Genomic DNA, 21246 nt, shown 5'->3' on the forward strand with positions numbered 1-21246 from the left:
TCCCCACGGAGTGCGTGCTTTCTTTTGCCCCGGAGAATCCACCCGTTGTCTGACCCGACCCATCCCCTGTCATCCCGCCGCCGCTTCCTCCAGCAGACCGCCGCCCTCAGCCTTCTCGGCCCCAGCGCTCTCGCCCAAATGGAGCACATGCAATCCGCAATGCCCGCGCGCATGGCCCCCAACGCTCCCGACGCGAAACACCCCATGCTCCATGTCCTCGAGCTTCCCCCCTTCGTCGACCCCCTCCCCGTCCCATCCGTCCCCATGGGTACCCCCTCTCCGCGCAAACTCCGCATCACCATGCGTGAGATCCAGTCCAAAATCCACCGCGACGTCCCCCCCACCCGCATGTGGAGCTACGGCCCCACCCCCCTCGGCCCCGTCATCGAAGCCCGTTCCGACCATCCCGTCGAGATCACCTGGGTCAATCACCTCCCCTCCAAACACTTTCTCCCCGTGGACTTCAGCCTCCACGGCAGCGGACGCGACCTCCCCGAAGTCCGCACCGTCGCCCACGTCCACGGAGCCAAAGTTCCTACCCAGTACGACGGCTACCCCACCGACTGGTTCCCCTCCGGTCAATCCAAAACCTGCCGCTATCCCCTCCAGCAGGAGTCCGCCACCCTCTGGTACCACGACCACGCCATGGGTCTCAATCGCCTCAATACCTACGCTGGCCTCACAGGACTCTTCCTCATCCGCGACCAGGTCGAGGACGCCCTCAACCTCCCATCCGGCCCCTTTGAAATCCCCCTCATCCTCTGCGACCGCAACTTCACCACCGACGGCCAGCTCTTCTACGCCACCTCGGGCGACCCCGACCACCCCTGGATCCCCGAGTTCACTGCCGACGGCATCCTCATCAACAGCAAGCTTCGCCCGTTCTTCAACGTAGAGCCCCGCCTCTACCGCTTTCGCGTCCTCAACACCTCCAACAGCCGCTTCTTCGGCCTCGCCCTCGACAACCACCAGCCCATGATCCAGATCGGCAGCGACCAGGGTCTTCTCGCCACACCCGTAGAGCAGAAGTTCTTCGCGCTCGCTCCCGCCGAACGCGCCGATCTCCTCATCGACTTCAGCCACCTCGCCGGCCAGACCATTCACTTACGCACCGGAGCCTTCGACATCCTCCAGTTCCGCGTGGCGAATCAGACCTCCTCCGCGCCTCTTCACTCCATCCCCAAAACCCTCCGCACCCTCCACCGCACCCCCGAGTCCTCCGCCACTCTCACCCGTACCATCACCCTCAACGAGCACCAGGACCGTCTCCAGAACCCCATGGTCATGCTCATCAACAACAAGCACTGGCACGAGCCCACCACCGAGTTCCCCAAACTCAACACCACCGAGATCTGGGAGTTCATCAACCAGACCGAAGACACCCACCCCATGCACATTCATCTCGTGCGCTTTCAGATCCTCGACCGTCGCACCTTTGATCAGTTCGAGCTGATGACCAACAAAAAACTACGCTTTCGCGGCCCCGTCGAAGCCCCCGCCCCCAACGAGATGGGCTGGAAGGACACCATCCAGTGCCCCGCAGGACAGGTGACCCGCGTCATCATCCGCTTCGAAGGCTACCCCGGCAAATATCTCTACCACTGCCACATCCTCGAGCACGAAGCCAACGACATGATGCGTCCCTTCGAAGTCATCGCCTGATTTCTTCGAAAAGATATGCCCTGCCAGACGGACTCCCTGCGCGGGAAGGTCACTTCGTGACGTATACCGCTTCGCCAGGCGCTCCCGATGGTCGCGAATCTAAATCTCATCCCGACCAACGGGAGGACCACGCAAAGCTCTAAAAAGGCGTGCAAGCGCCCGCCCTCCGCGCAGGAGGCCCGTCCGGCAGGACACCGTCTTTCCCATGCAAGCGAATCGGAGTAATCTACCTCCAAGGAGATCGCGCCATGCTAAGGAGAGACTTCCTTCGCCGCACGACCCGCACCCTCGCAGCCACCCTTCTCACCCGCTCCGCCATCGCTCGTGCCGCCCTCGTCGAGCCGGACCCCCTCCCGCAAAAGTTCCACGCGCAAGACGAGGTAATCCTGGGAAACACCGGCATTCGCACCAGCCGCTTAGCTATGGGAACCGGCACCATAGGCTACGGCGGCTCCTCCAACCAAACCCGCCTTGGCGACTCACCCCTCACCAAACTGCTGCTCGACGGCTACCACGACAACGGCCTCCGCTTCTTCGACTCCGCCGATTCCTACGGCAGCCACCCGTACGTCGCCGAAGCCCTCAAGCACATCCCCCGCGACAAAGTCACCGTCCTCACCAAGACCGACACCCGCAACGCCGCCGGCGTCCGCGCCGACCTCGACCGCTTCCGCAAAGAGCTAGGCGTCGACTACATCGACATCGTCCTCATCCACTGCGTCACAGAAGGCGATTGGACGACACGCTACCGCGGCATCATGGACGTCCTCTCCGAAGCCAAACAGAAGGGCACCATCCGCGCCCACGGAGTCTCCTGCCACAGCCTACCCGCGCTGAAGGCCGCAGCCGCCTCGCCTTGGGTCGAAGTCGATCTCGTCCGTCTCAACCCCATCGGCTCCCACATGGACGCCGACCCCGCCACCGTAATCAGCGTCATCAAACAGATGCGCGCCCAAGGGAAGGGAATCGTCGGCATGAAGATCCTCGGCCAGGGCGATCTCCGCGACAAACCAGCCGAGGCCATCCGCTACGCCCTAGGCACTGGAGTCCTCGACGCCTTCACCATCGGCGCTGAATCCCAAAGAGAACAGAACAATCTCATCCAGCGCGTAGCCGCAGCCTGAAGGACGTATCATTCCGACCAACGGGAGGACCAGGCGAAGCGGTACACAAGTCACGAAGTGACCGCACTCCGCGCAGGAGGCCCGTCCGGCAGGACGCTACCGCTCCAGCATCTCCACCGCCTGCGCAACGCTCATATCCGCCGGCATCTGTCTAAATTCATTGTGAACCAGATGCTCACTCCTGCTGATTTCTTTGAACAGCAGCGCCTTCCCCTCGATCGCAGTATTAACCGTTGCGTCCTTCCAATCGCCGCCCGGCTCCATCTCATGCGTCGTACTAAAGCTGCTGCCCGCGTGCACCGTACCCAGCAGGCCATAACCCAGACTTACATCTGCAGGCATCTTCCCTTCGATCCGGTGTAACTGCATAGTTCGCTGATCCACCAGGACCGTACCCCACATCGCATGCAGCACACGCTCCTCCAGCGACTGCGTCTTATACGCAGGATCAGGTCGAAACACAATCTGCAGATCGCTCCCTTCCACGCGCGGATCTTCAAAAAGAAATGCCTTTCTCAACAGCGCCAGCATCTGTTCCGCGTGCTCTTCGTCATTCTTCATCGCCTGCTCCCGCCGCTGAAAAGTCTCGGGATGCGCAACGATCTGCGCGAGCCGTTCTCTCTCCGCAGCCGCACGCTCCGCACTCAACGGCTTGCCATCTTCGGCCAGCAGCAGCCTCACCTTGCCCAGCGACGTCTCCACCACGCGCTCCTGCCACAGATGTCCACCCGTACGCTCCGACCGCTCCTCCGACAGATACATGTATCGATTGCCGTGCTCTGCCGGATCATTCTCATGGGTCAGCATCGTGTCGACAATCTGCTTCGCCGTACTCGAACTTTGAGCGCGCAAACCTGCGCCCAGCAGGCAAATCAGCACCGTCACCCTTGTCGCAAACCGCATTGACCCTCGATCCTTGTCTCGTCAGCAGAAATCACCGTTCCGCCAACACCCAGTAAAGCATGCCCTCAGCAAAACCCCACTACATTCCCGCGACTTCCCGTACGATGCGCCGCAGGACTCGCACGCCACACCTTAACGCCGAAATATCCAAGAACGAGCCATAAAACTCACGTAGACTGCCATCAATCGCATGGCTGAATCACCACAAAACTCGTCGCAACCAATCACGACGCCCGATCCCGTCGCTCCGGATCCGCTGATGACCGAGCCCGAAATCGTCAGCCCCATCGAACCCGATATTCCCCTCACTCCAAACCCACCCCCAGGCCGCCGCGCCGCCGCCACCTTCATCTTCTTCACCGTCACCCTCGACATGCTCGCCCTCGGCATGATCGCCCCCGTCCTCCCCCGCCTCATCGAAGGCTTTCTCCACGGCGACACCTCCTCAGCCGCCCGCATGCTCGGCCTCTTCGGAACCGTATTCGCCGCCATGCAGTTCTTCTTCTCCCCCATCCTCGGCTCACTCTCCGACCGCTTCGGCCGCCGACCCGTCGTTCTTCTCTCCAACTTCGGCCTCGGCCTCGACTACATCCTCATGGCCTGGGCTCCCGCGCTCGGCTGGCTCTTCGTAGGCCGCGTCATCTCCGGACTCACCGCCTCCAGCATCCCCACCGCCATGGCCTACATGGCCGACGTCACCCCACGCGAGCGCCGCGCCGCAGCTTTCGGCATGTTGAACGCCGCATTCGGCATCGGCTTCGTACTCGGCCCCGCAATGGGCGGACTCTTGGGCAACATTAACCCACGCCTGCCATTCTGGGTTGCAGGCCTCCTCAGCCTCATCAACGGACTCTACGGCCTCTTCGTCCTTCCCGAGTCTCTCTCCCTCGCAAATCGAAGCCCCTTCTCCTGGGCACGCGCCAACCCCGTCGGCTCCCTCAACCTCTTAAAACGCGGCGGTATGCTCGCCATCTCCGGCGTCCTTCTCCTCGGCTACATCGCGCAGCAGTCGCTCATGAACGTCTACGTCATCTACGCCGACTATCGCTACCACTGGACCGACCGCACCGTCGGCTTCTCCCTCGCCACCATCGGCATCTTCACCGCCATCTACGGCGCTCTCCTGGTGAAGCGTGTGGTCGCAAAGTTCGGCGAGCGCGGTGCCATGACTCTCGGCCTCATCGGCGGAGCCATCGGCTACTCCATGTTCGGCTTCTCAAAGACCGGCCTCATCTTCTGGCTCGGCATCCCGGTGCTCAACCTCATGTCCTTCACCTGGCCTTCCGCTCAGAGCGTCCTCTCCCGCAAGACCAGCCCCTCCGAACAGGGCCAGCTGCAAGGCGCCATCAACAGCCTGCGCGGCATCGCCGGCCTCATCGGCCCCGGCTTCTTCACCTACATCTTCAGCCAGTCCATCGGAGCCCACGCCATCGTCCGCATCCCTGGCACACCCTTCTACGTCGCCGCCTCCATGCTTCTCATCGGCCTCATCCTCGCCCAATACGCTACGCGCCACTCCCAACCTGCCAGCTGAATTCATCGGCAGCGGCGCCAAATTCTGACGCTCTCACTGAGTGGGCGAGTTTGCGTCCGCCTCCACGTCTATTTCGATCTCGACGTCCGGCGTCATTAACCCGCCCAGTTCCTCGAGATTATCGCGCGCGCCCATGCCGAAATCGGCGCGCTTCAGCCCCGCGGACCCATGGAACGCCATGCGCGCCGGCCTGCCAGGCTTCACATCAGAAAACGCCCCATTGAAGGTGAATGTCAGCGGCACCACCCTGGTCACGCCGTGCATGGTCAGCGAGCCGTCCATCATCCAGGAGCCTCCAGCCACACGGCGAATGCCGCGACCGTGGTAGGTCATCGTCGGGAATCTCTTCACATCAAAGTAGACGGGGCTGCGAAGGTCCTCGTCGCGCTCGCTGATCTGCGTATTGATGCTGGAGACGTCGATCGTGACGTCGACACTGCAGGCGGCCAGGTCCTGCGATGCAGTAATGGTTCCCGCAACCTTGTCGAACCTGCCCCGCACCAGCCCCACCACATGGTGACGAGCACCGAAGTACGCGAAGCTATGGTCCGGATCGATCTTGTATATCCCCGGAGCGGGGAGCGCCTGCGCCACCGCAATCTTCTGGGCAGGTTGAGCGGAAGGATCTGCCGCAGCAACCTTGGTCGAAGGCGCCACGCAAATGGTAAAAAGCAACACGCCCATTGCGAATAAATTGAACAGTCTATTGAAGATCATCTTTTCTCCATACTTGTTTGTCTGCGATTCGGGATGCAGCTGTACGGTACCCGGATGAGAGCCGGAAAGTCCTGAGCTCAGTCTGAAACACTCTGAATACTTCTGAAATGGAGTTGAACGGCGGTAGCACAAGTAGGTAGCGCTGCTGGGCTCAACCCCGGCCCGAACGCAGCCAGCATCTCCTCGCGATGTTGTTACAATCAGCGAGCGCTTTTCCGCTTAGAACAAAGGACAATCACCAGTCCTGCATGGAACGCCCGACTATGACAATGCTTCGCATCGGCGATTGGTCCGTCAATCCAGCATCCAGCCAGATTTCACGAGATGGAGAAACCGCTCGCGTAGAGGTGCGGACGATGCGGCTGCTGCTGTGCCTCGCCGAGCACGCCGGCAAGGTCGTCAGCATCGATGACCTGCTCAACCAGGTCTGGCCTGAAGTCACCGTCTCACCAGACTCCGTCTACCAGGCTGTGGCATCCCTCCGCCGTCTGCTCGGCGACGACCCCAAACAGCCCACCTACATCGCGACAGTCCCGCGGCTAGGATACCGGATGGTAGCGACGGTCAGTCCCTGGGCCAATGAGACCGATGAACCCATCGCCCAATCCACCGCACAGCCGGGTTCTTCATTGTCTTCAAACAGCGAACAACCGCCCCCGATCACCACCGATGCGCCGCCCCCAAGCCCACGCTCCAGAGTCGGCTTCGCGTGGGCTGCCGGCGCGGCACTTTGCCTCGCACTCATCGGTGCCTTCCTGTTCCACAACAAGATCGCGAACAACCATCACGCAGCACCACCTGCCATTCTTCCGCGGCCACAGAAATCCATCGCCGTGCTGCCGTTTCTCGACCTGACCGAGGGGATGAAAGAGGAGGAGTTCGCCGACGGCATGACCGAGGAGTTGATCGACAAACTCAGCAAGATCCCAGACCTTCAGGTGCCTGCCCCCACGGCCTCGTTCTACTTCAAGGGCAAGCAGATATCTGTCGCCGATATCGCAAAGACGCTCGGTGTCGCTTATGTGCTCGATGGGAGCGTGCGCAAGTCGGGCGTCAGGCTGCGAGTAGCCGCACGGTTGGTTCGTGCAGACAATGGATATGTTGTCTGGTCTGAAACCTACGATCGGCCATTCGACGACATCCTAATGGTCCAGGACGATATCGCCGGAGAAGTAACGAAAGCACTCAGGGCATCCACGGAATTTAAAGCACGATAGTTCGGTTTGTCAGTAACTCGGAAACCGTCCCTGACAGCTCTCGTCAAATAACCATTCTCACTTCGCCACTTTCTTCACCGGCATCTTCAGCGACTTCACCAGCTGCTTCCAATCCACCTCTGTCTGATCCGCGTACGCCTCCGCAAACGCACCTACTGCCTCATCAAACCGCGCCGAAGTCCCCACGTAGCCCGCCACCATCGCGCTATCCCCAGCCCGCGCATGCCCCCTCGCCAGCATCTCGCCGCATACCCCCGCATACTCCAGCAACCCGGCGGCCTTCAGATCCTCCAGCTGAATCGAAGCCTTGTGGTCGTTCAACTGCCTCACCAGGTAGTCTCTGCCCTCCATCGTCGTCCATCCCAGAAACGGATCGGACTGCAGCTGCATCGCACGCTCTCCATTCACCACACGCTGTCCCTGATGCTGCTTTCCTCTCCTTCCCTTCAGAGCTCCGGCGACGTAAGGCGCATATCCCGAAGCAACCTCCTCCTTGATCTGCAGAAACAGAGGATCCTTCACCCCATTTCCCTCCATCAACACCACGTAGTCCCGCAGCCCCACCGACCCCGTCCCCACCACCTTGAACGCCACATCCATCGGCCGGTACTGCGCCAGAAAATGCCTGCGCTCCGGCTGCAGACTCTCCGCATAGATCGCGAGCGATCCAACCACCTGCTCCGCCAGCGCTCCCGTCACCCGCTTTAGGTTCGGCGGAATCGTCCGAAACACCCGCTGCGGCCGCTCCGAACTCTTCGCCGCACCCTTCACCGTCTTGACGCCCTTCTTCTTCACCACTGAAGGCCGCCCTTCCACCTCCGTCAACGTCAGCAGCGTATGCATCGGCGTAGCCCTCTCCGCCATCCGCAAAATCCCCGCCACCGGCGACACATTTCCCAGCCGATGCACCTGGTACTTCGCCACCTCCAGCACCGGCATTCGCGCAAACGAGTGCATCATCGTCCGGTACCGCTCCAGAAACACCGCCGCGGCCTCCCTGCAATGCAGATTCTTCGCGCCCGCCGCACGCCCCGCCAGCACCAGGCTCGTCGCCATCCGTTTCACATCCCACTCAAACGGCGCAACAATCGTCTCGTCGAAATCATTAATATCGAACACCAGCCGCCCATCCGGTGCCGCAAACGCGCCCAGATTCCTTACATGCGCGTCGCCGCACAGCTGATTGCAGATGCCCGTATTACCCACCAGCGACAGGTCATACGCCATCACCGGCACCGCCCCGCGAAAGTACCCAAACGGCGACGCCGCCATCAACTCGTTCTTCAGCGCCACCAACGTCGGCACCCGTCCCCGCGTCGACACCTCCAGCAGCTTCAGTGGACTCTCCCGCCGCTGCTTCGCCGTCCACGTCTTATGGTGCAGCCGCTTCATCTGCTTCCGCCGCTCCCGTCCGAAGGCATAGCGTTCCCTCGCGCTCACCAGCTGCGTCTTGTCCATCGATCCTCCTCCAACCAATCTGCAACCCAATCTGCAAACAAGAGTCTAGCCTACGCTCGACGCAATAAACCGCCGCCCATCAGCACGCTTGATGTATTCTTGCCCGCATAAGCGCAGAGCATCCATCAGGTCCCACGAGGTCTTACAACTCCCATGTCCCGCGCTCGCACTACCGAGATCCCCAGGGTTGAGCCTCTCCTCGTGCTCGCCGTCATCGTCCTCATCCTTTACTTTGCGCGCGAGCTCCTCATCCCCCTCACCTTCGCGCTCACACTGTCGTTCCTGCTCGCCCCCGCCGTCAGCCGCCTGGAAACCCGCCGAGTTCCACGCGTTCTCGCCGTCGCCCTCATCGGCATCCTCGCCTTCCTCAGCATCTTCAGCATCGGCTACGTCGTCGCCCGCCAGCTGCTCAACGTAGCCCGCACCCTCCCCGCCTACCGCCTCAACATCCAGCAGAAGATGGCCACCGTCCACTCTCCCGCCGAACAGTCCCTCGAAAAGGCCTTCACCGCCGTAGAAGACATCAGCGGCGACATCACCCCCTCATCGCCCACGCCCCTCGCGCAATCCCCCGTACAAGTTCAGCCCGTCCGCGTCATCGACCCCGACCGCACCCAGCTCCAAACCACCACCGAGCTGCTCATGCGCTTCCTTCGTCCCATCGGAACCGTCGGTGTCGTCATCGTCTTCACCATCTACCTCCTCATGAAGCGCGAGGACCTCCGACACCGCATCCTCCTGCTCGCCGGCATGGGCCGAATCAACCTCATGACCCAGGCCCTGCAGGAGGCCGCCACCCGCATCAGCCAATATCTCCTCTTTCAACTCGCCGTCAACGCAGCCTACGGTTTCCTCTTCGGCGGAGGCCTCTACCTCATCGGCGTACCCAATGCTTTCCTATGGGGAGTCCTCGCCGGCATCCTCCGCATCGTCCCCTACGTCGGCACCGCCACCAGCCTCGCCCTTCCCCTCATCGTCTCCGTCGCCATCTCCACTACCTGGTGGCCGCCCATCCTCATCCTCTGCCTCTTCCTCGCGCTCGAGCTCTCCGCCACCAACTTCGTCGAACCCTGGCTCTACAGCACCCGCACCGGCATCTCATCCCTCGCACTCCTCGCCATGGCCATCTTCTGGGCGCTCCTCTGGGGATGGCCCGGCCTCATCCTCTCCACCCCGCTCACCGTCTGCATCGTCGTCATGGGCCGGCACGTCCCACAGCTGTCCTTCCTCCACACCCTCCTCGGCACCGACGCCGAGCTCTCTGCCGAGGCCCTCTTCTACGAACGCCTCCTCGCCATGGATCAGCGCGAAGCCCGCGCCGTCGCCAACCGCTTCCTCGACGGCAAACCGCTCGTCGAGCTCTACGACTCCGTCCTCATTCCCGCTCTCGCCCTCGTCGAGCAGGACCGCCACCAAGGCAACCTCGACGACAAGCGCTCAGACTTCTTCTTCCTCACCATCGGCGAAATCGTCGCCGAACTCACCGACTACCACCAGAAAGAGCCTGCGAACGCCACCCCCGCGACCGCACCACGCCTCTCACGCACCATCGAAAAAGAGTTCGCCGTCATCTGCATCTCCGTCAGCGACCAGGCCGACGAGCTCACCACCCTCATGCTCGTCCAGCTCATGGAGCGAGCCTCCCATCAAACCCTCCTGCTCTCCGCTGCCTCCGTCTCCAGCGAGATCCTCGACTCCCTCGCCTCCGAGCCCGACACCGTCGTCTTCATCTCAGCGCTTCCACCCTTCGCCTTCTCGCAAGCCCGAGCCATCTGCCAGCGTGTCCGCTCTCATCTTCCCAACAACCGCATCGTCGTCGGACTCTGGAACACTGCCAACGACCCCGACCAGACTGCCGAACAATCCATCGAGCGCTTCGGAAGCGGCAAACCCAACGTAGTGGTCAACACCCTCGCCCAAGCCCTTCATCAGATAACCCACTGGCACCACCAACACCACAGTCAATACATGCGCTTCTAAAAAACCTCGTACCTCCCACAGTTGCAAAGCCGCTGCCACTGCTGTTGCTGTTGCCGTTGCTGTTGCTGTTGCTGTTGCCGTTGCTGTTGCTGTTGCTGTTGCCGTTGCCGCCGCTGTTGCCCTTGCCCTTGCTTTTGCCGTTGCCGTTGCCGCCGCTGTTGCCGTTGCCGGTTTTTTTGTTGTCATTCCGCAGCGCAGCGGAGGAATCTGCTGTTGCCTTTCGTTGTGAAAAAAGAAAACTCGCGAATCCTTCCAACACAAAGAAAAAGGACCAGACACCCTCGCCTGGTCCTCATCATTCAAGCAAATAACTCCTTAGTTAACCGCCAGCCGCTGCCGCTCCACACCATCCAGAGCAACCCAGAGCGCCTTCGCCGCCCGCTCTCCAGCCGCCAGCACCGCCTCTTCGTCCTCAGGCGAGCCCGCAAGTTGCTTATCAATCAACTCCCGCCAAACACTCGCATGAGCAACGTCAGCCGTCTGGTGCAGCGTAAAGTACCGCGCCGCCGCACCCTCGGTCCCATAGTGCTCCGCAAGCCCCTCCGCCTTGGTCGTAGCGATTGCAGGCACCTTCGACTCATACGCATACAGCGCCGCCATCGCAGCCGAAGCCCTCTCCTCCTGCATCAGCTCGCGGAACGTAGCCATCAGCGCTGTCATCTCCGGCTGAACCGCGCGCCCCTCAACCTCATCGCGAGTCGCACCCATACCGGCAGCAAAGTCCATCCACAAATCGCTATGCGGACGAGCTGTAGCCGCATCCACGCCCTCTTCCTCAGCCAGATTGCGCAGAACCTCACGCCGCATCTCTCCATCCGGCAGCCGCGAGTGCAGCGCACTCAGATAAGTCGGAAACGCCGACACATGGTGCCAGTACTCCGCCGCATACTCCCGCAGATCCTCACGTGTCAGCTCACCCTTCGACCACGCCTGATAAAACGGATGCTGCAACAAGTTGAACGGAGCAACACGCTCCTCGAAACGGCTCCAGAACCCAGCACTCCCAAACTCGATCGCAGACATAATCAAAGCTCCATTCAAAAAATTCGCAAGCGAGCAGAACCGCCCGCGAGGATTCTCAGAGTGTACCCCGGCATACCCCCGGCACAAAGTCCGTCCCCCACACGATGGATAGAAAAACCATCCTTTGAGTTGAAGACAGCACCCGCGTGGGCGCATAAACTCCCTCGTGACCAGGGTATACGAATCTCTTCGCAGCCAGGCTTCGCAGTCACACGATGACCGCTAAGCTCCGCAAGAAGTCGTGCGTATGCTTTCCTCTCACGACACGGAGAACGACCATGACTTCGAATCACGCGCCAGCATCGTCCGGGTCTAAAAACCCGCAACCAAGGCGCCTGCCGCTCCTCTTCTCCCGTCGCCGATTCATCCTCGCCGAACGCAGCCCCAGACCCAAAGGGCGGAAGGCCACCCTTCCCGCCTGTCTTACATTCCTGTCTATGCTCTGCCCATCGCTTCACGCCCAGACCATCGACGACGGCATCATGCTGGCGAAGAGGTCCCTCTGTGCAGGCGCCCTCTACACGCACGACAGTTGGGACAACTACTGGCAGGGGAACCTCCAACGCGTCAACGGAAACATCGGCACCATCACGACGCAGACCGTCACCATGGCAGCCAACTACGGCGTGACCAGCCGACTCGACTTCATCATCAACGTTCCCTACGTTTGGACCGACGCAAGCAAGGGCGTTCTCCACGGCCAGTCCGGATTTCAGGACCTCACCCTCGCAGCAAAGTACAAACTCCTCAGCATTCCCGTCGGCAAATTCGGCGCGCTACGAGCGATCGCCGTGCTCTCGGGCACCCTCCCCATGACCAACTACACCCCCGACCTTCAACCGCTCTCGCTCGGCACCAACAGCAAGACTCTCTCCGGACGCGCCACCTTGAACTATCTGGGCAGGCGTGGCCTCTATCTCAACGGCACCGCCGCCTACAACTTCCGCGGCAACGTAACGCTCGACCGCTCCAGCTACTACACCAACGGACAGCTCTATCTCAGCAATCAGGTCGCGATGCCCAACCTCTTCAACTACGGCACCAGCGTCGGCTATCGCAAAAACGACGTTTCGCTCTTAGGCGACTTCTCCGTACAGCAAGCCCGCGGAGGCGGTGACATCCGCCCTCAGGATATGCCCTTCGTCTCCAACCGCACCAACTTCTCCAAAGCAGGCGCAACGATCAAGGTCCCGGTCCCGAAAGTAAGAGCCCTTCAGTACTGGTTCATCTACTCCAACACCTTTCAAGGCCGCAACGTTGGACAAGCCAACACCTTCACCACCGGCCTCATGTATACCCTTCCTTTCGAAAAGCGAGCCACCCCGTGACAATGAGAATGACCAGGAAAACGCCTCTCTTCCGCGCATCGATCTCAGCCGCAATCTTCCTTGCCCTGGCCCTGAGCACCTCCAGCTGTAGCAAGGACATCCCCTCTTCCGAGCCCTTGCCGACAGTCACTCCGGCGAACACCGACGCCAACGCCGGATCATGGAAGATGATCGTTCTCTCAGGTCCCACGCAGATCCCTGTGACAGCCCCGGCCCCTGTAAGCGACCCCGGCTATCAGTCTGAGTTAGCATCCATCAAGGCCGCACAGGCCAGCCTCACCGATGCGCAAAAGACCGCCATCACCTATTGGAGCAGCGGCGGCGTCCTCCGTTGGAATCAGATCATGCGGGAGATTGCAGCGCGCTCCGATCTGCCGCCCTCTCCAAATCCGGACGGAAGCTATCCCGTTCCAAATCCCGCAAATCCATTCGCGAATCCGCAATATCCGTTCAGTAACCCTCCCTACGCGGCACGCGCCTACAGTTACGTCTCTGTCGCGCAGTTTGAGGCCCTCAAGGCCGCGTGGTACTACAAGTACCTGTACAATCGCCCCTCCCCCTTCAAAGCGGACACCAGCATCAAGGCGCTGCTGCCGACCAGCGACATTCCCTCCTACCCCTCCGAAGATGCCGTCGAAGCAGGAGTCAACGTTGCTCTGCTCACGCTCCTCTTCCCCACCTCGGTCGATGAGATCAACGCCAAGGCAGCCGAGCAGCAACAAGTCGCCCTCATCTCCGGCAGAGCGTCCGCCAGCGACATCGCCGCGGGAGTAGCCCTGGGCAAAGCCGTCGCCGCCGTCTTCGCTGCTCGCGCCGCCTCCGACGGAATGAAGGCAGCCGGCGGAAACGCTGCTCTCTGGCAGTCCCTCGCCGACAATGCAACCGCGCGCGGAGAGATCCCCTGGATCAGCCAGGACGGTCCACCTCGCCCGCCCATGCTCCCCGTCTTCGGCAAGGTCAAGGTGTGGATGATGACTCCCAACGACATCGTGAACGAGCGGCCGGGTCCGCCTCCATCCACCTCATCCCCTCAAATGCAGACCGAAACCGCCGAAGTGAAAAGCATCGTCAACAGTCTTACCCGCGACCAGCAGGCGACGGTCTACAAATGGGCCGATGGAGTCAGTACCGTAACTCCTCCTGGCCACTGGGACGCCATCGCCGAGCCGTACATCAGCGCTGCCAGTTTCAGCGAGGTTCGCGCCTCACGCGTCTTCGCGCTGCTCAATATGGCACTCCATGACGCCGCCGTTGGCTGCTGGGATGCGAAGTACTTTTACTTCAACCCCCGACCCTCGCAGCTCGATCCCTCCATCAAGACCCAGACCGGACTTCCAAACTTTCCATCCTACGTCTCAGGCCACTCAGACTTCTCCGCCGCAGGCTCCGATGTCTTGTCCTATCTCTTCCCCGACGGGGCAACCTACTTTCAAGCGCAGATGCAGGAGGCCGCCATGTCCAGGCTCTACGCGGGCATCCACTATCGTTCAGATATCGAAGTTGGAATGGATCATGGCAAGAGAATCGGAGACTACACGGTCAGGTTTGCAAAGACAGACGGAGCAAACTAAAAACGACAGACGGAAGACGTAAAACGCAAGCTAAGTCCACGCAGCGCGAGATCACTGTGGCCCTCCCGACCACTGGGAGGGCCACAGTGGATCGATCCGCCAATCAAGGGAAAGCCGGGTGCCCCATTCATCGCGTCGCACTTGCGCGATGAGTGGGCTCCGCTCTGCCGAAGGCCGGAGTGAAGGCGAAGCCGCAACGACTGAATTGCCTTCTTCCATCCGGCCACAACTCCGCCGGCTCATCAATGAATCAAGAATCCGAGCGTAAGCTATCCAGCATCTCCCGAACGGTCAGCCCAGACACCGGATGCACCATCTCCGGCGCGATCTCCCCCAGCGGATCCAGCACAAACCTCCGCGCCTGCATCTCCGGATGAGGCAGCACTAGCTCCTCGGTCTCCATCACCGCTGCATGCCCCTCTGCATCGACATATAGCAACAGATCCAGATCGATCACCCGCGGGCCCTTCGCCACAGCCCCAACCCGCTCCCGCCCCATCGCCCGCTCCACCACAAGCAGCTCCCTTAGCAAAGTCACCGGCTCCAACTCAGTCTCAAGCAGCAAAGCAGCATTCAGGAATCTAGGCTGATCCAGAAACCCCACCGGCTCCGTATCGTAAAACGACGAGACCGCCGTCACCTCACCCAGCGGTCGGATCAACCGCACCGCCTCCTCCAGATTCGCCTCACGGTCCCCGAAGGACGATTCCAGGTTCGACCCCAACGCGATCGCCGCCACAGCCTTCACGCCCACCCCGCTCGAAAACGGGGCTTAGCAGCCACACAAATCACCACATCGTCACCACAATCCACCATCAACAAACCACGCGTTTCGACCACAAAATCACGAAACCGTAGCTGGTTGCAACTGGCCCATCACCCTGGCCGGCTCTGCTACCTCATCGTACCCATGCGCCAGCTCCCATGCCGACCTGTCTCGCATAAGTCGTTGCACAAGAGCAGTATGCATCGCATGTCCAGCCCGCTCGGCCACCACATGGCCCTGAATCCGACGCCCCGCCAACGCCAAATCCCCAATCAAATCCAGCACTTTGTGCCGGACAAACTCGTCATTGAAGCGAAGTGGCCCATTTACAACACCTTGCCGCGAAAGAATAATCGCGCTCTCATCCGAAACTCCACGAATCAGGCCCATATCCCGCAACATAGCCTCATCCTCCTTAAATCCGAAAGTACGCGCGGGAGCAATTAACTTAACATAGTCCCCAGTCGCAAGATCCCCCCTAAACGTCTCATACCCAATAGGTTGCGGGAAGTCGATCGTGTACTGAATTCGATAGCCCGACCCCGGATAGACCCCGATAAACTTCGATCCCTCCCGCACCTCAACCTCTTTTAAAATCTTTAGGTACTCCCGTTTACGCCGTTGCTGCTTAAGCCCAACAGAATGAAATGCTTGCACGTAGGGCAAAGAACTTCCATCCAGAATCGGAACCTCAAGGTTATCCACCTCGACGATCACGTTATCCACACCAAAGCCGATGAGAGCAGAGAGCAGATGTTCAGTAGTTGAGATCAAAACACTCTGCCGCATCAAGCTCGTCGCGTAACTGACCTTGGCGACATTCCGCCCAATCGCTGCGATCTCGAAGTTGTCTAAGTCGGTGCGACGAAAGACGATACCAGATCCAGCCGGCGCCGGGACCAATCGCATCAGCACAGGCGCCCCGCTGTGTAAGCCGATACCGCTGAACTCTATCTCCGAACGAATTGTCTGCTCAAAATGAGCTTCCAATGCCACGAGTAGGCGTCTCCGGATAGAACCATCTCCGAGACTACAGCGGAAAGAACTCTTCCCGTTGTGGCAAATAAGCCACAGTTCCCTGAGAGGATGACTACTTTTTTCCTCAACATGCGGTCAACTAATCCTTTTGCTTGCTATAACATCCGTCCATGGACCCCAAAGCGATCCTCAGCGCCGTGGAGAACCAGGAGGGATTAATCGAAGAGACCCTCCGAGCTCTCGTCCAGCAGGAATCTCCAAGTGAAGACCCGCAGGCAGTTAACGCAGCCGTCGGCCTTGTCGAACAATGGGCTGAAGAGATAGGTGCCCGATCGAAACGCCATAGACAGCATCAATTCGGCGACGTTCTGGAGCTCCGCTTCGGCCCCTCGCGCTCCAAACAAAAACCTATCCTCCTATTGGGGCATCTCGACACCGTCTGGCCCCTCGGCACACTAAAGTCAATGCCATGGCGAAAGGCAAACGGGAGATTCTGGGGACCAGGCGTATTAGACATGAAGGCCGGAGTCGTAATGGCTCTAGCAGCCGTTAGATCATTGCAACAGTTGAAGTTAGCTCGCCCGATAACGCTCCTGCTCAACAGCGACGAGGAGGTCGGAAGCACTATTTCGCGGCCAATAACCGAGAAGCTGGCCGGAGATTCGTCTGCCGTGTTGGTGCTGGAGCCGGCCCAGGGGTTGGCTTATAAGACTGCCCGAAAGGGCGTAGGCCAATACAATGTGCAGGTTACCGGAGTCGGAGCACATAGCGGCGTCGACTTTGAGCGCGGCCACTCCGCGATTCTTGAACTCACAAAGCTGGTCCAAACCATCTCCGGATTCACAAATCTGCAGCGCAAACTGACGGTGAATTGTGGTGTCATCGCTGGTGGAACGCGGTCCAATGTCGTCCCGTCGCACGCCTCCGCGGAGGTCGACGTCCGTATCGCGAAGGCTAGTGACGCCGCCTACGTCGACAGGCTTTTCCGGAAACTCAAGGTCTCAGACCCCCACTGCAAACTCACAATCACCGGCGGCATCAACCGTCCACCCATGGAACGCAAGTCGGGAACCATCGCCCTCTTCAAAAAAGCGCGGGAACTCGCCGCCGAAATTGGCTTTAGCCTTGAGGAGGCGTCTACCGGCGGCGGCTCCGACGGCAACTTCACCGCTGCCCTCGGTGTACCAACGCTCGACGGGATGGGCGCTGTGGGCGACGGCGCCCACGCCGCACACGAGTCCGTCGTCATCGAGCACCTCGTACCGCGAACGGCTCTGCTCGCGGCCATGATCGCCAACATCGAGTGAGCGGCCGACCAACATCCCCATCGTCGATCTAGACCTTCTCCGCGACGGGCGTATCCAGTTGAGCCTGAGCCAGCAACGCGATGGTGCGAGCGATCGGCAGGCCGACAACATTGAAGTAGCAGCCCTCGATCCGAGGTATCCACCGTGCTGCGTAGCCCTGAATCGCGTAGGCCCCCGCCTTATCGAGCGGCTCGCCACTGGAGATGTATCGTCCAACCTCCGCGTCAGTGATTACGTTGAATGTCACCTGAGTGATGTCGAGATCGCGCACTGTCTTTTTCGCCGTGATCGCAGCGATGCCCGTCAACACTGCGTGTGTGCGCCCGCTCAGCAACTCCAGCATACGTCGTGCATCGGCACTGTCGGCCGGCTTCCCCAGAATGTGTCCCTCCACAACGACGCACGTATCCGCGCCAAGAACTACCAGAGGATCCTCAGAACGATCCGACGCTCTGTGCGCGTTCCACACAGCTTGCGCCTTTTCTTCGGCAAGCCGTTGCACATAAGCTGCGGCAGCCTCATTCGGTAACAGGTCTTCGTTCAGGTTCGCGGCCTCGGCTCTAAAGGTGAGACCCGCCTGCGTTAGAAGTTCGTGACGACGAGGAGAAGCAGAGGCGAGGATGAGCATCACTCTCTGAGAGTATCGACACAGCGGCGGATCTGCAAAATCGTCGCCTCTGCTCTATCGAAGTCCGCTAGCCATGAAGCTCATCCAAGGTGACCCGCGCCTGCATGGTGTACGTAGCGCCCGGAGCGAGCGTGATCGCATCGGTCGCCGCGTTGACCGTCTCAATCGCGACAAACTCATGCCACTCCGAAGGGTCCATATCCGCCAACTTCGCCGCTCCCGACTCCCAGGGGTTCCACACGACCGTAGTGTTGGAGCCTGTCTTTGCAACAGCAATTCGCCGTTTGCGCACAGGATCACTCAGCGTGCAGGTAGCGGTCGTGTCCAGGTAGACGCGATCTGTTGGACCGGTCACGGTGATATCGCCGTGCTGCACCTTCTCCTTGAAGCTATCGACCTTGTCGAGATAGCTGACTCCATCCAGACCTGCAATGGCGATCTCGTGAACATCCGCGACTGCATAGTAAGTATGCAGCGCCTCCTCAAAGACAAGCGGTGTATCCGCATCGTTGGCCACCGTCAGCTGCATCGTCAGGGTGCGTCCGATGGTGAGCTGATAGCCAAGATGGAAGTGATCGTATCCGAGACTGCGGCTGAGATCGTTAGCCCCGAGCGTAAAGGTAAGGTGCAGATCCTCGCCAGCCAGCGCAGCAAACGCGAGCGTCCAGTCCTGAATTCGCGCGAATCCGTGCGAAGGCCCAGTCTTTCCGTCGTGACGCGTTGCAAACCACGGAAACGCAATCGGCACTCCGCCGCGAATTGCCTTCCCTGGTGCCAGATCGGTCTTGCGGCTGGTAAAGATCGCAGGCTGATGGCCCGCAGGCTGCCACGCGGTCAGGTGCGCGCCTTGCAGGTATACGGTCGCAGTCGCGTGTGGCGTCGTAATGTCGGCACGTACAAGACCACCTTCCGTTGCGTGAAATGCGAGAACACCCGGCAGGCCAAAGTGTTCGTTCAGTTGACTGATATCCATCATTTCCTTTTCCTTGCGCTCGTCTTGACGAAAGAGAATCCTTATCGCGAGTTATATCTGCGAGTAAGCCGTCGGACTCAAGATCAGATTCGAGATGTTACTTACGATCTCCTCAAAGTTATAACGCGGCGAGCTCTTCAACTTGGTCCACTCGGGATCGGTACGGAATTTGTCCCATTTGACGTTGAGGTCGGTCAGATCTGAGAAGCTGAGCATGTAGGTAAGGTTCGGCATTCGCGGACCGATTAGCGTATCGCCGTAGAAGACCTGGCCGAATCCTGCACGCTGAAAGATGTCGAACTCCCCGTGATGAAACATCTCGACCTTGCGAATATGGTCCTGATTGCTGGGACTTTCGTAGGTGCGCAGTTGAAATATTCTTTTGCCGTGCTCTACCGTTGCTACTGGCGGAGTCAACTTCGGCCAGCCTTCAAACGCAATATGAAGCGAGCTCTCGATGCGCTGAAAGGCGGGTGCAGTCGCTGGCGCATTCCAGAACGGCTCTGCCGTCTTCAAGAACTGCTCATCATGTACAAGTTGCAGTTCAGCCGAGACGAGCGTCTCCAGCTTTGAGCTTGGCAGCAAAAGATACAACGTCGGCGTCTCCGGTCCAATGTCCAGATGGAAGGCCCCAACCGGCGCAATGCCCATTCGATTCAACGCTGGAATCAATGCTTCTGATATGTAACTGTCGGTGAGCTTAATCTGTGGACCGGTCTGCAAATGGTACCTGCGAATCTCATAGAATTCGCGCGGTTTGCCGGATGGAGTCTGAGCCGACCCCTGATTCGCGAGTGCGAGCGCTGAAGTTGCAAGAGATGCGGTCAAGAATTCACGCCTTTCCATCAAGCCTCCCGTGGACCAATATCCCGTCGATACAGGACTGAGTCTCTCCTTACAGGATACAGACTCCGTCACTGGTTAACGCCGAAGCGCCTATGGTTAATTCACTGGAGAGCCAGGCTGAGGCGGCCCCTTCATCAGTTCGACGAAGAGCTTGTTGAATCGCGGCAAATCGAGGTCTGTCTGTACATGAACCAGCTGCAGATCGAGTTGAGGCTTGTTGGCCGAAGTCCACGAAAGCGTGTCTCCATAAAACGGTCCCCGAGTCAGGTCCACATCAACGTACAGCTTTTCCTCTTTAGTGATGATCGCTGGATCCAGCCACGCAGCGGCCGCAAGCTCGTCCCATAGGTAGTAAAACTCGCCCGTGTAAGCGGCCAGATACTTCGCTCCGGGGTTAGGCGAACGAGCAATCTCGCCCAGCATCTCCTTGGTGAAGCCTGTCTTGATGGAGATGTCGACCGTCGTCAGGTCGATGCGCGGCCAGTGGGCGCGAAGCGTAATGTGCGCGGCCTCGGGATCGAACCAGAAGTTGAACTCGTGTCGAGGATTGTTAGCAAACTCAGGATCGCCCGTCTGCGGACTCAGACTGCCACCCATGATCACGATGCCCTGCGTAAGTTCGGCGAAGTGCGGGTCAATCGTGATCGCGAGCGCAATGTTGGTGAGCGGGCCGGCGGCGTAGATCGTAACCTGATGCGGATGCGCATGGACCTGACGAACAAGGAAGTGCGCAGCGTCCTCCGCCAGGGGCTTCAGCGCAGGCTCGCCCTCAGCCAACTTCGGCACGACGTACGGCCCATGATAAGGTTGCCGGCTCGTCGTCGCAGCAAGGTCGCCCCACGCCCCATACCAGGGAAAAGTCCCATAGAGTTGCTGCTGAACCTTCGACTCTTCCTCGGTCCTGACCAGCGGAAAGATCGCGCCCGGCACAACGGGAACATCCGGCCGATGAACCAGTTCGAGCATACGCAGAGTATGCTGCACCTCCTCCGGCTCCCACGCGTTCCCGCTCACCATGGTGATGCCCAGCACCTCAGCCTGCGGGGACTGCAGCAGCACCATCATTGCCATCTGGTTGGAGCCGCCAGGGCCGGAACCGTCCTGGTCGATCAAGACCATGCGCCTGGCCTGAGCGTTTGAAAGCTGCGAGATCGCAGCGAAAAAAACCGTGACGAGGAATAGAGAAGATCTTCGACTCATGATCAGCACAGATTACCAGCCATCCCGACAG

General features: G+C 59.9%; 19 protein-coding genes. 9 read left to right on the top strand and 10 right to left on the bottom strand.

Features of this window, described 5'->3' with window-relative positions; genetic code table 11:
- The first annotated feature begins 45 nt into the window (after positions 1 to 45).
- Both RBB81_RS04420 and RBB81_RS04425 read left to right on the top strand, forming a co-directional pair.
- A complete protein-coding gene (locus RBB81_RS04420) occupies positions 46 to 1662 on the top strand; it encodes a multicopper oxidase family protein (RefSeq protein WP_246373714.1) in 1617 nt (538 codons plus the stop codon).
- A 248-nt stretch (positions 1663 to 1910) separates the two neighbouring features.
- Positions 1911 to 2786 carry an aldo/keto reductase gene (locus tag RBB81_RS04425; RefSeq protein ID WP_183790840.1) on the top strand — a complete coding sequence of 292 codons (876 nt, stop codon included), beginning with the start codon at positions 1911 to 1913 and terminating at the stop codon, positions 2784 to 2786.
- A 96-nt stretch (positions 2787 to 2882) separates the two neighbouring features.
- Here RBB81_RS04425 and RBB81_RS04430 read toward each other — a convergent pair whose 3' ends face one another.
- Positions 2883 to 3689: a hypothetical protein gene (locus tag RBB81_RS04430; RefSeq protein WP_353072844.1), complete on the bottom strand. Its 807-nt coding sequence runs from the start codon at positions 3687 to 3689 to the stop codon at positions 2883 to 2885.
- Positions 3690 to 3879: 190 nt separating this feature from the next.
- Between RBB81_RS04430 and RBB81_RS04435 the strand changes: the two genes are divergently transcribed.
- Positions 3880 to 5223 carry a TCR/Tet family MFS transporter gene (locus RBB81_RS04435; protein ID WP_353072845.1) on the top strand — a complete coding sequence of 448 codons (1344 nt, stop codon included), beginning with the start codon at positions 3880 to 3882 and terminating at the stop codon, positions 5221 to 5223.
- 33 nt (positions 5224 to 5256) lie between these two features.
- Here the strand turns inward: RBB81_RS04435 and RBB81_RS04440 are convergent, their stop codons facing one another.
- Entirely contained in the window at positions 5257 to 5940 is a 684-nt protein-coding gene (locus RBB81_RS04440; RefSeq protein WP_353072846.1) for a YceI family protein, read from the bottom strand.
- A gap of 248 nt (positions 5941 to 6188) precedes the next feature.
- Between RBB81_RS04440 and RBB81_RS04445 the strand changes: the two genes are divergently transcribed.
- The gene (locus tag RBB81_RS04445) at positions 6189 to 7157 is read left to right on the top strand and encodes a winged helix-turn-helix domain-containing protein (RefSeq protein WP_353072847.1); all 969 of its coding nucleotides are present in this window, start codon (positions 6189 to 6191) and stop codon (positions 7155 to 7157) included.
- Positions 7158 to 7214: 57 nt separating this feature from the next.
- On the opposite strand, the gene RBB81_RS04450 is transcribed toward RBB81_RS04445, so the two are convergent.
- A complete protein-coding gene (locus tag RBB81_RS04450; RefSeq protein WP_353072848.1) occupies positions 7215 to 8615 on the bottom strand; it encodes a DUF2252 domain-containing protein in 1401 nt (466 codons plus the stop codon).
- A 153-nt stretch (positions 8616 to 8768) separates the two neighbouring features.
- Here RBB81_RS04450 and RBB81_RS04455 point away from each other — a divergent pair, with 153 nt between their 5' ends.
- Positions 8769 to 10595 carry an AI-2E family transporter gene (locus tag RBB81_RS04455; RefSeq protein WP_353072849.1) on the top strand — a complete coding sequence of 609 codons (1827 nt, stop codon included), beginning with the start codon at positions 8769 to 8771 and terminating at the stop codon, positions 10593 to 10595.
- 50 nt (positions 10596 to 10645) lie between these two features.
- Positions 10646 to 10906 carry a hypothetical protein gene (locus RBB81_RS04460; RefSeq protein ID WP_353072850.1) on the top strand — a complete coding sequence of 87 codons (261 nt, stop codon included), beginning with the start codon at positions 10646 to 10648 and terminating at the stop codon, positions 10904 to 10906.
- A 4-nt stretch (positions 10907 to 10910) separates the two neighbouring features.
- Here RBB81_RS04460 and RBB81_RS04465 read toward each other — a convergent pair whose 3' ends face one another.
- A complete protein-coding gene (locus tag RBB81_RS04465) occupies positions 10911 to 11618 on the bottom strand; it encodes a CADD family putative folate metabolism protein (protein WP_353072851.1) in 708 nt (235 codons plus the stop codon).
- A gap of 278 nt (positions 11619 to 11896) precedes the next feature.
- Between RBB81_RS04465 and RBB81_RS04470 the strand changes: the two genes are divergently transcribed.
- Together RBB81_RS04470 and RBB81_RS04475 are read left to right on the top strand one after the other, a co-directional pair.
- A complete protein-coding gene (locus RBB81_RS04470; protein ID WP_183790827.1) occupies positions 11897 to 12946 on the top strand; it encodes a transporter in 1050 nt (349 codons plus the stop codon).
- An 8-nt stretch (positions 12947 to 12954) separates the two neighbouring features.
- Complete coding sequence (locus tag RBB81_RS04475; protein ID WP_353072852.1) at positions 12955 to 14517, top strand: phosphatase PAP2 family protein; 1563 nt, start codon at positions 12955 to 12957, stop codon at positions 14515 to 14517.
- 250 nt (positions 14518 to 14767) lie between these two features.
- On the opposite strand, the gene folK is transcribed toward RBB81_RS04475, so the two are convergent.
- Positions 14768 to 15271, bottom strand: a complete 504-nt coding sequence (gene folK / locus RBB81_RS04480; protein ID WP_353072853.1) for a 2-amino-4-hydroxy-6-hydroxymethyldihydropteridine diphosphokinase — start codon at positions 15269 to 15271, stop codon at positions 14768 to 14770.
- Positions 15272 to 15361: 90 nt separating this feature from the next.
- Complete coding sequence (gene lpxC, locus RBB81_RS04485; protein ID WP_353072854.1) at positions 15362 to 16279, bottom strand: UDP-3-O-acyl-N-acetylglucosamine deacetylase; 918 nt, start codon at positions 16277 to 16279, stop codon at positions 15362 to 15364.
- Between the two features lie 152 nt (positions 16280 to 16431).
- On the opposite strand from lpxC, the gene RBB81_RS04490 reads away from it, so the two are divergent.
- Entirely contained in the window at positions 16432 to 17568 is a 1137-nt protein-coding gene (locus RBB81_RS04490) for a M20 family metallopeptidase (RefSeq protein WP_353072855.1), read from the top strand.
- 28 nt (positions 17569 to 17596) lie between these two features.
- Here RBB81_RS04490 and RBB81_RS04495 read toward each other — a convergent pair whose 3' ends face one another.
- The 4 genes from RBB81_RS04495 to RBB81_RS04510 all read right to left on the bottom strand — a co-directional run bounded on the left by RBB81_RS04495 (position 17597) and on the right by RBB81_RS04510 (position 21215).
- Positions 17597 to 18196, bottom strand: a complete 600-nt coding sequence (locus RBB81_RS04495; RefSeq protein WP_179580582.1) for a Maf family protein — start codon at positions 18194 to 18196, stop codon at positions 17597 to 17599.
- A gap of 67 nt (positions 18197 to 18263) precedes the next feature.
- The gene (locus tag RBB81_RS04500; protein ID WP_353072857.1) at positions 18264 to 19172 is read right to left on the bottom strand and encodes a D-hexose-6-phosphate mutarotase; all 909 of its coding nucleotides are present in this window, start codon (positions 19170 to 19172) and stop codon (positions 18264 to 18266) included.
- A 48-nt stretch (positions 19173 to 19220) separates the two neighbouring features.
- A complete protein-coding gene (locus RBB81_RS04505; protein WP_353072858.1) occupies positions 19221 to 20015 on the bottom strand; it encodes an NIPSNAP family protein in 795 nt (264 codons plus the stop codon).
- Positions 20016 to 20111: 96 nt separating this feature from the next.
- The gene (locus RBB81_RS04510; protein WP_353072859.1) at positions 20112 to 21215 is read right to left on the bottom strand and encodes a nucleoside hydrolase; all 1104 of its coding nucleotides are present in this window, start codon (positions 21213 to 21215) and stop codon (positions 20112 to 20114) included.
- Between the last annotated feature and the right edge of the window lie 31 nt (positions 21216 to 21246).

This window comes from Tunturibacter gelidoferens, assembly GCF_040358255.1.
Lineage (GTDB): Bacteria > Acidobacteriota > Terriglobia > Terriglobales > Acidobacteriaceae > Edaphobacter > Edaphobacter gelidiferens.

Coding starts and splice junctions, on each gene's coding strand:
- RBB81_RS04425 (WP_183790840.1), top strand. CDS start 1,911: ATGCTAAGGAGAGACTTCCTTCGCCGCACGACCCGCACCCTCGCAGCC.
- RBB81_RS04430 (WP_353072844.1), bottom strand. CDS start 3,689: ATGCGGTTTGCGACAAGGGTGACGGTGCTGATTTGCCTGCTGGGCGCA.
- RBB81_RS04435 (WP_353072845.1), top strand. CDS start 3,880: ATGGCTGAATCACCACAAAACTCGTCGCAACCAATCACGACGCCCGAT.
- RBB81_RS04440 (WP_353072846.1), bottom strand. CDS start 5,940: ATGATCTTCAATAGACTGTTCAATTTATTCGCAATGGGCGTGTTGCTT.
- RBB81_RS04445 (WP_353072847.1), top strand. CDS start 6,189: ATGGAACGCCCGACTATGACAATGCTTCGCATCGGCGATTGGTCCGTC.
- RBB81_RS04450 (WP_353072848.1), bottom strand. CDS start 8,615: ATGGACAAGACGCAGCTGGTGAGCGCGAGGGAACGCTATGCCTTCGGA.
- RBB81_RS04455 (WP_353072849.1), top strand. CDS start 8,769: ATGTCCCGCGCTCGCACTACCGAGATCCCCAGGGTTGAGCCTCTCCTC.
- RBB81_RS04465 (WP_353072851.1), bottom strand. CDS start 11,618: ATGTCTGCGATCGAGTTTGGGAGTGCTGGGTTCTGGAGCCGTTTCGAG.
- RBB81_RS04470 (WP_183790827.1), top strand. CDS start 11,897: ATGACTTCGAATCACGCGCCAGCATCGTCCGGGTCTAAAAACCCGCAA.
- RBB81_RS04475 (WP_353072852.1), top strand. CDS start 12,955: ATGACCAGGAAAACGCCTCTCTTCCGCGCATCGATCTCAGCCGCAATC.
- RBB81_RS04490 (WP_353072855.1), top strand. CDS start 16,432: ATGGACCCCAAAGCGATCCTCAGCGCCGTGGAGAACCAGGAGGGATTA.
- RBB81_RS04495 (WP_179580582.1), bottom strand. CDS start 18,196: ATGCTCATCCTCGCCTCTGCTTCTCCTCGTCGTCACGAACTTCTAACG.
- RBB81_RS04500 (WP_353072857.1), bottom strand. CDS start 19,172: ATGATGGATATCAGTCAACTGAACGAACACTTTGGCCTGCCGGGTGTT.
- RBB81_RS04505 (WP_353072858.1), bottom strand. CDS start 20,015: ATGGAAAGGCGTGAATTCTTGACCGCATCTCTTGCAACTTCAGCGCTC.
- RBB81_RS04510 (WP_353072859.1), bottom strand. CDS start 21,215: ATGAGTCGAAGATCTTCTCTATTCCTCGTCACGGTTTTTTTCGCTGCG.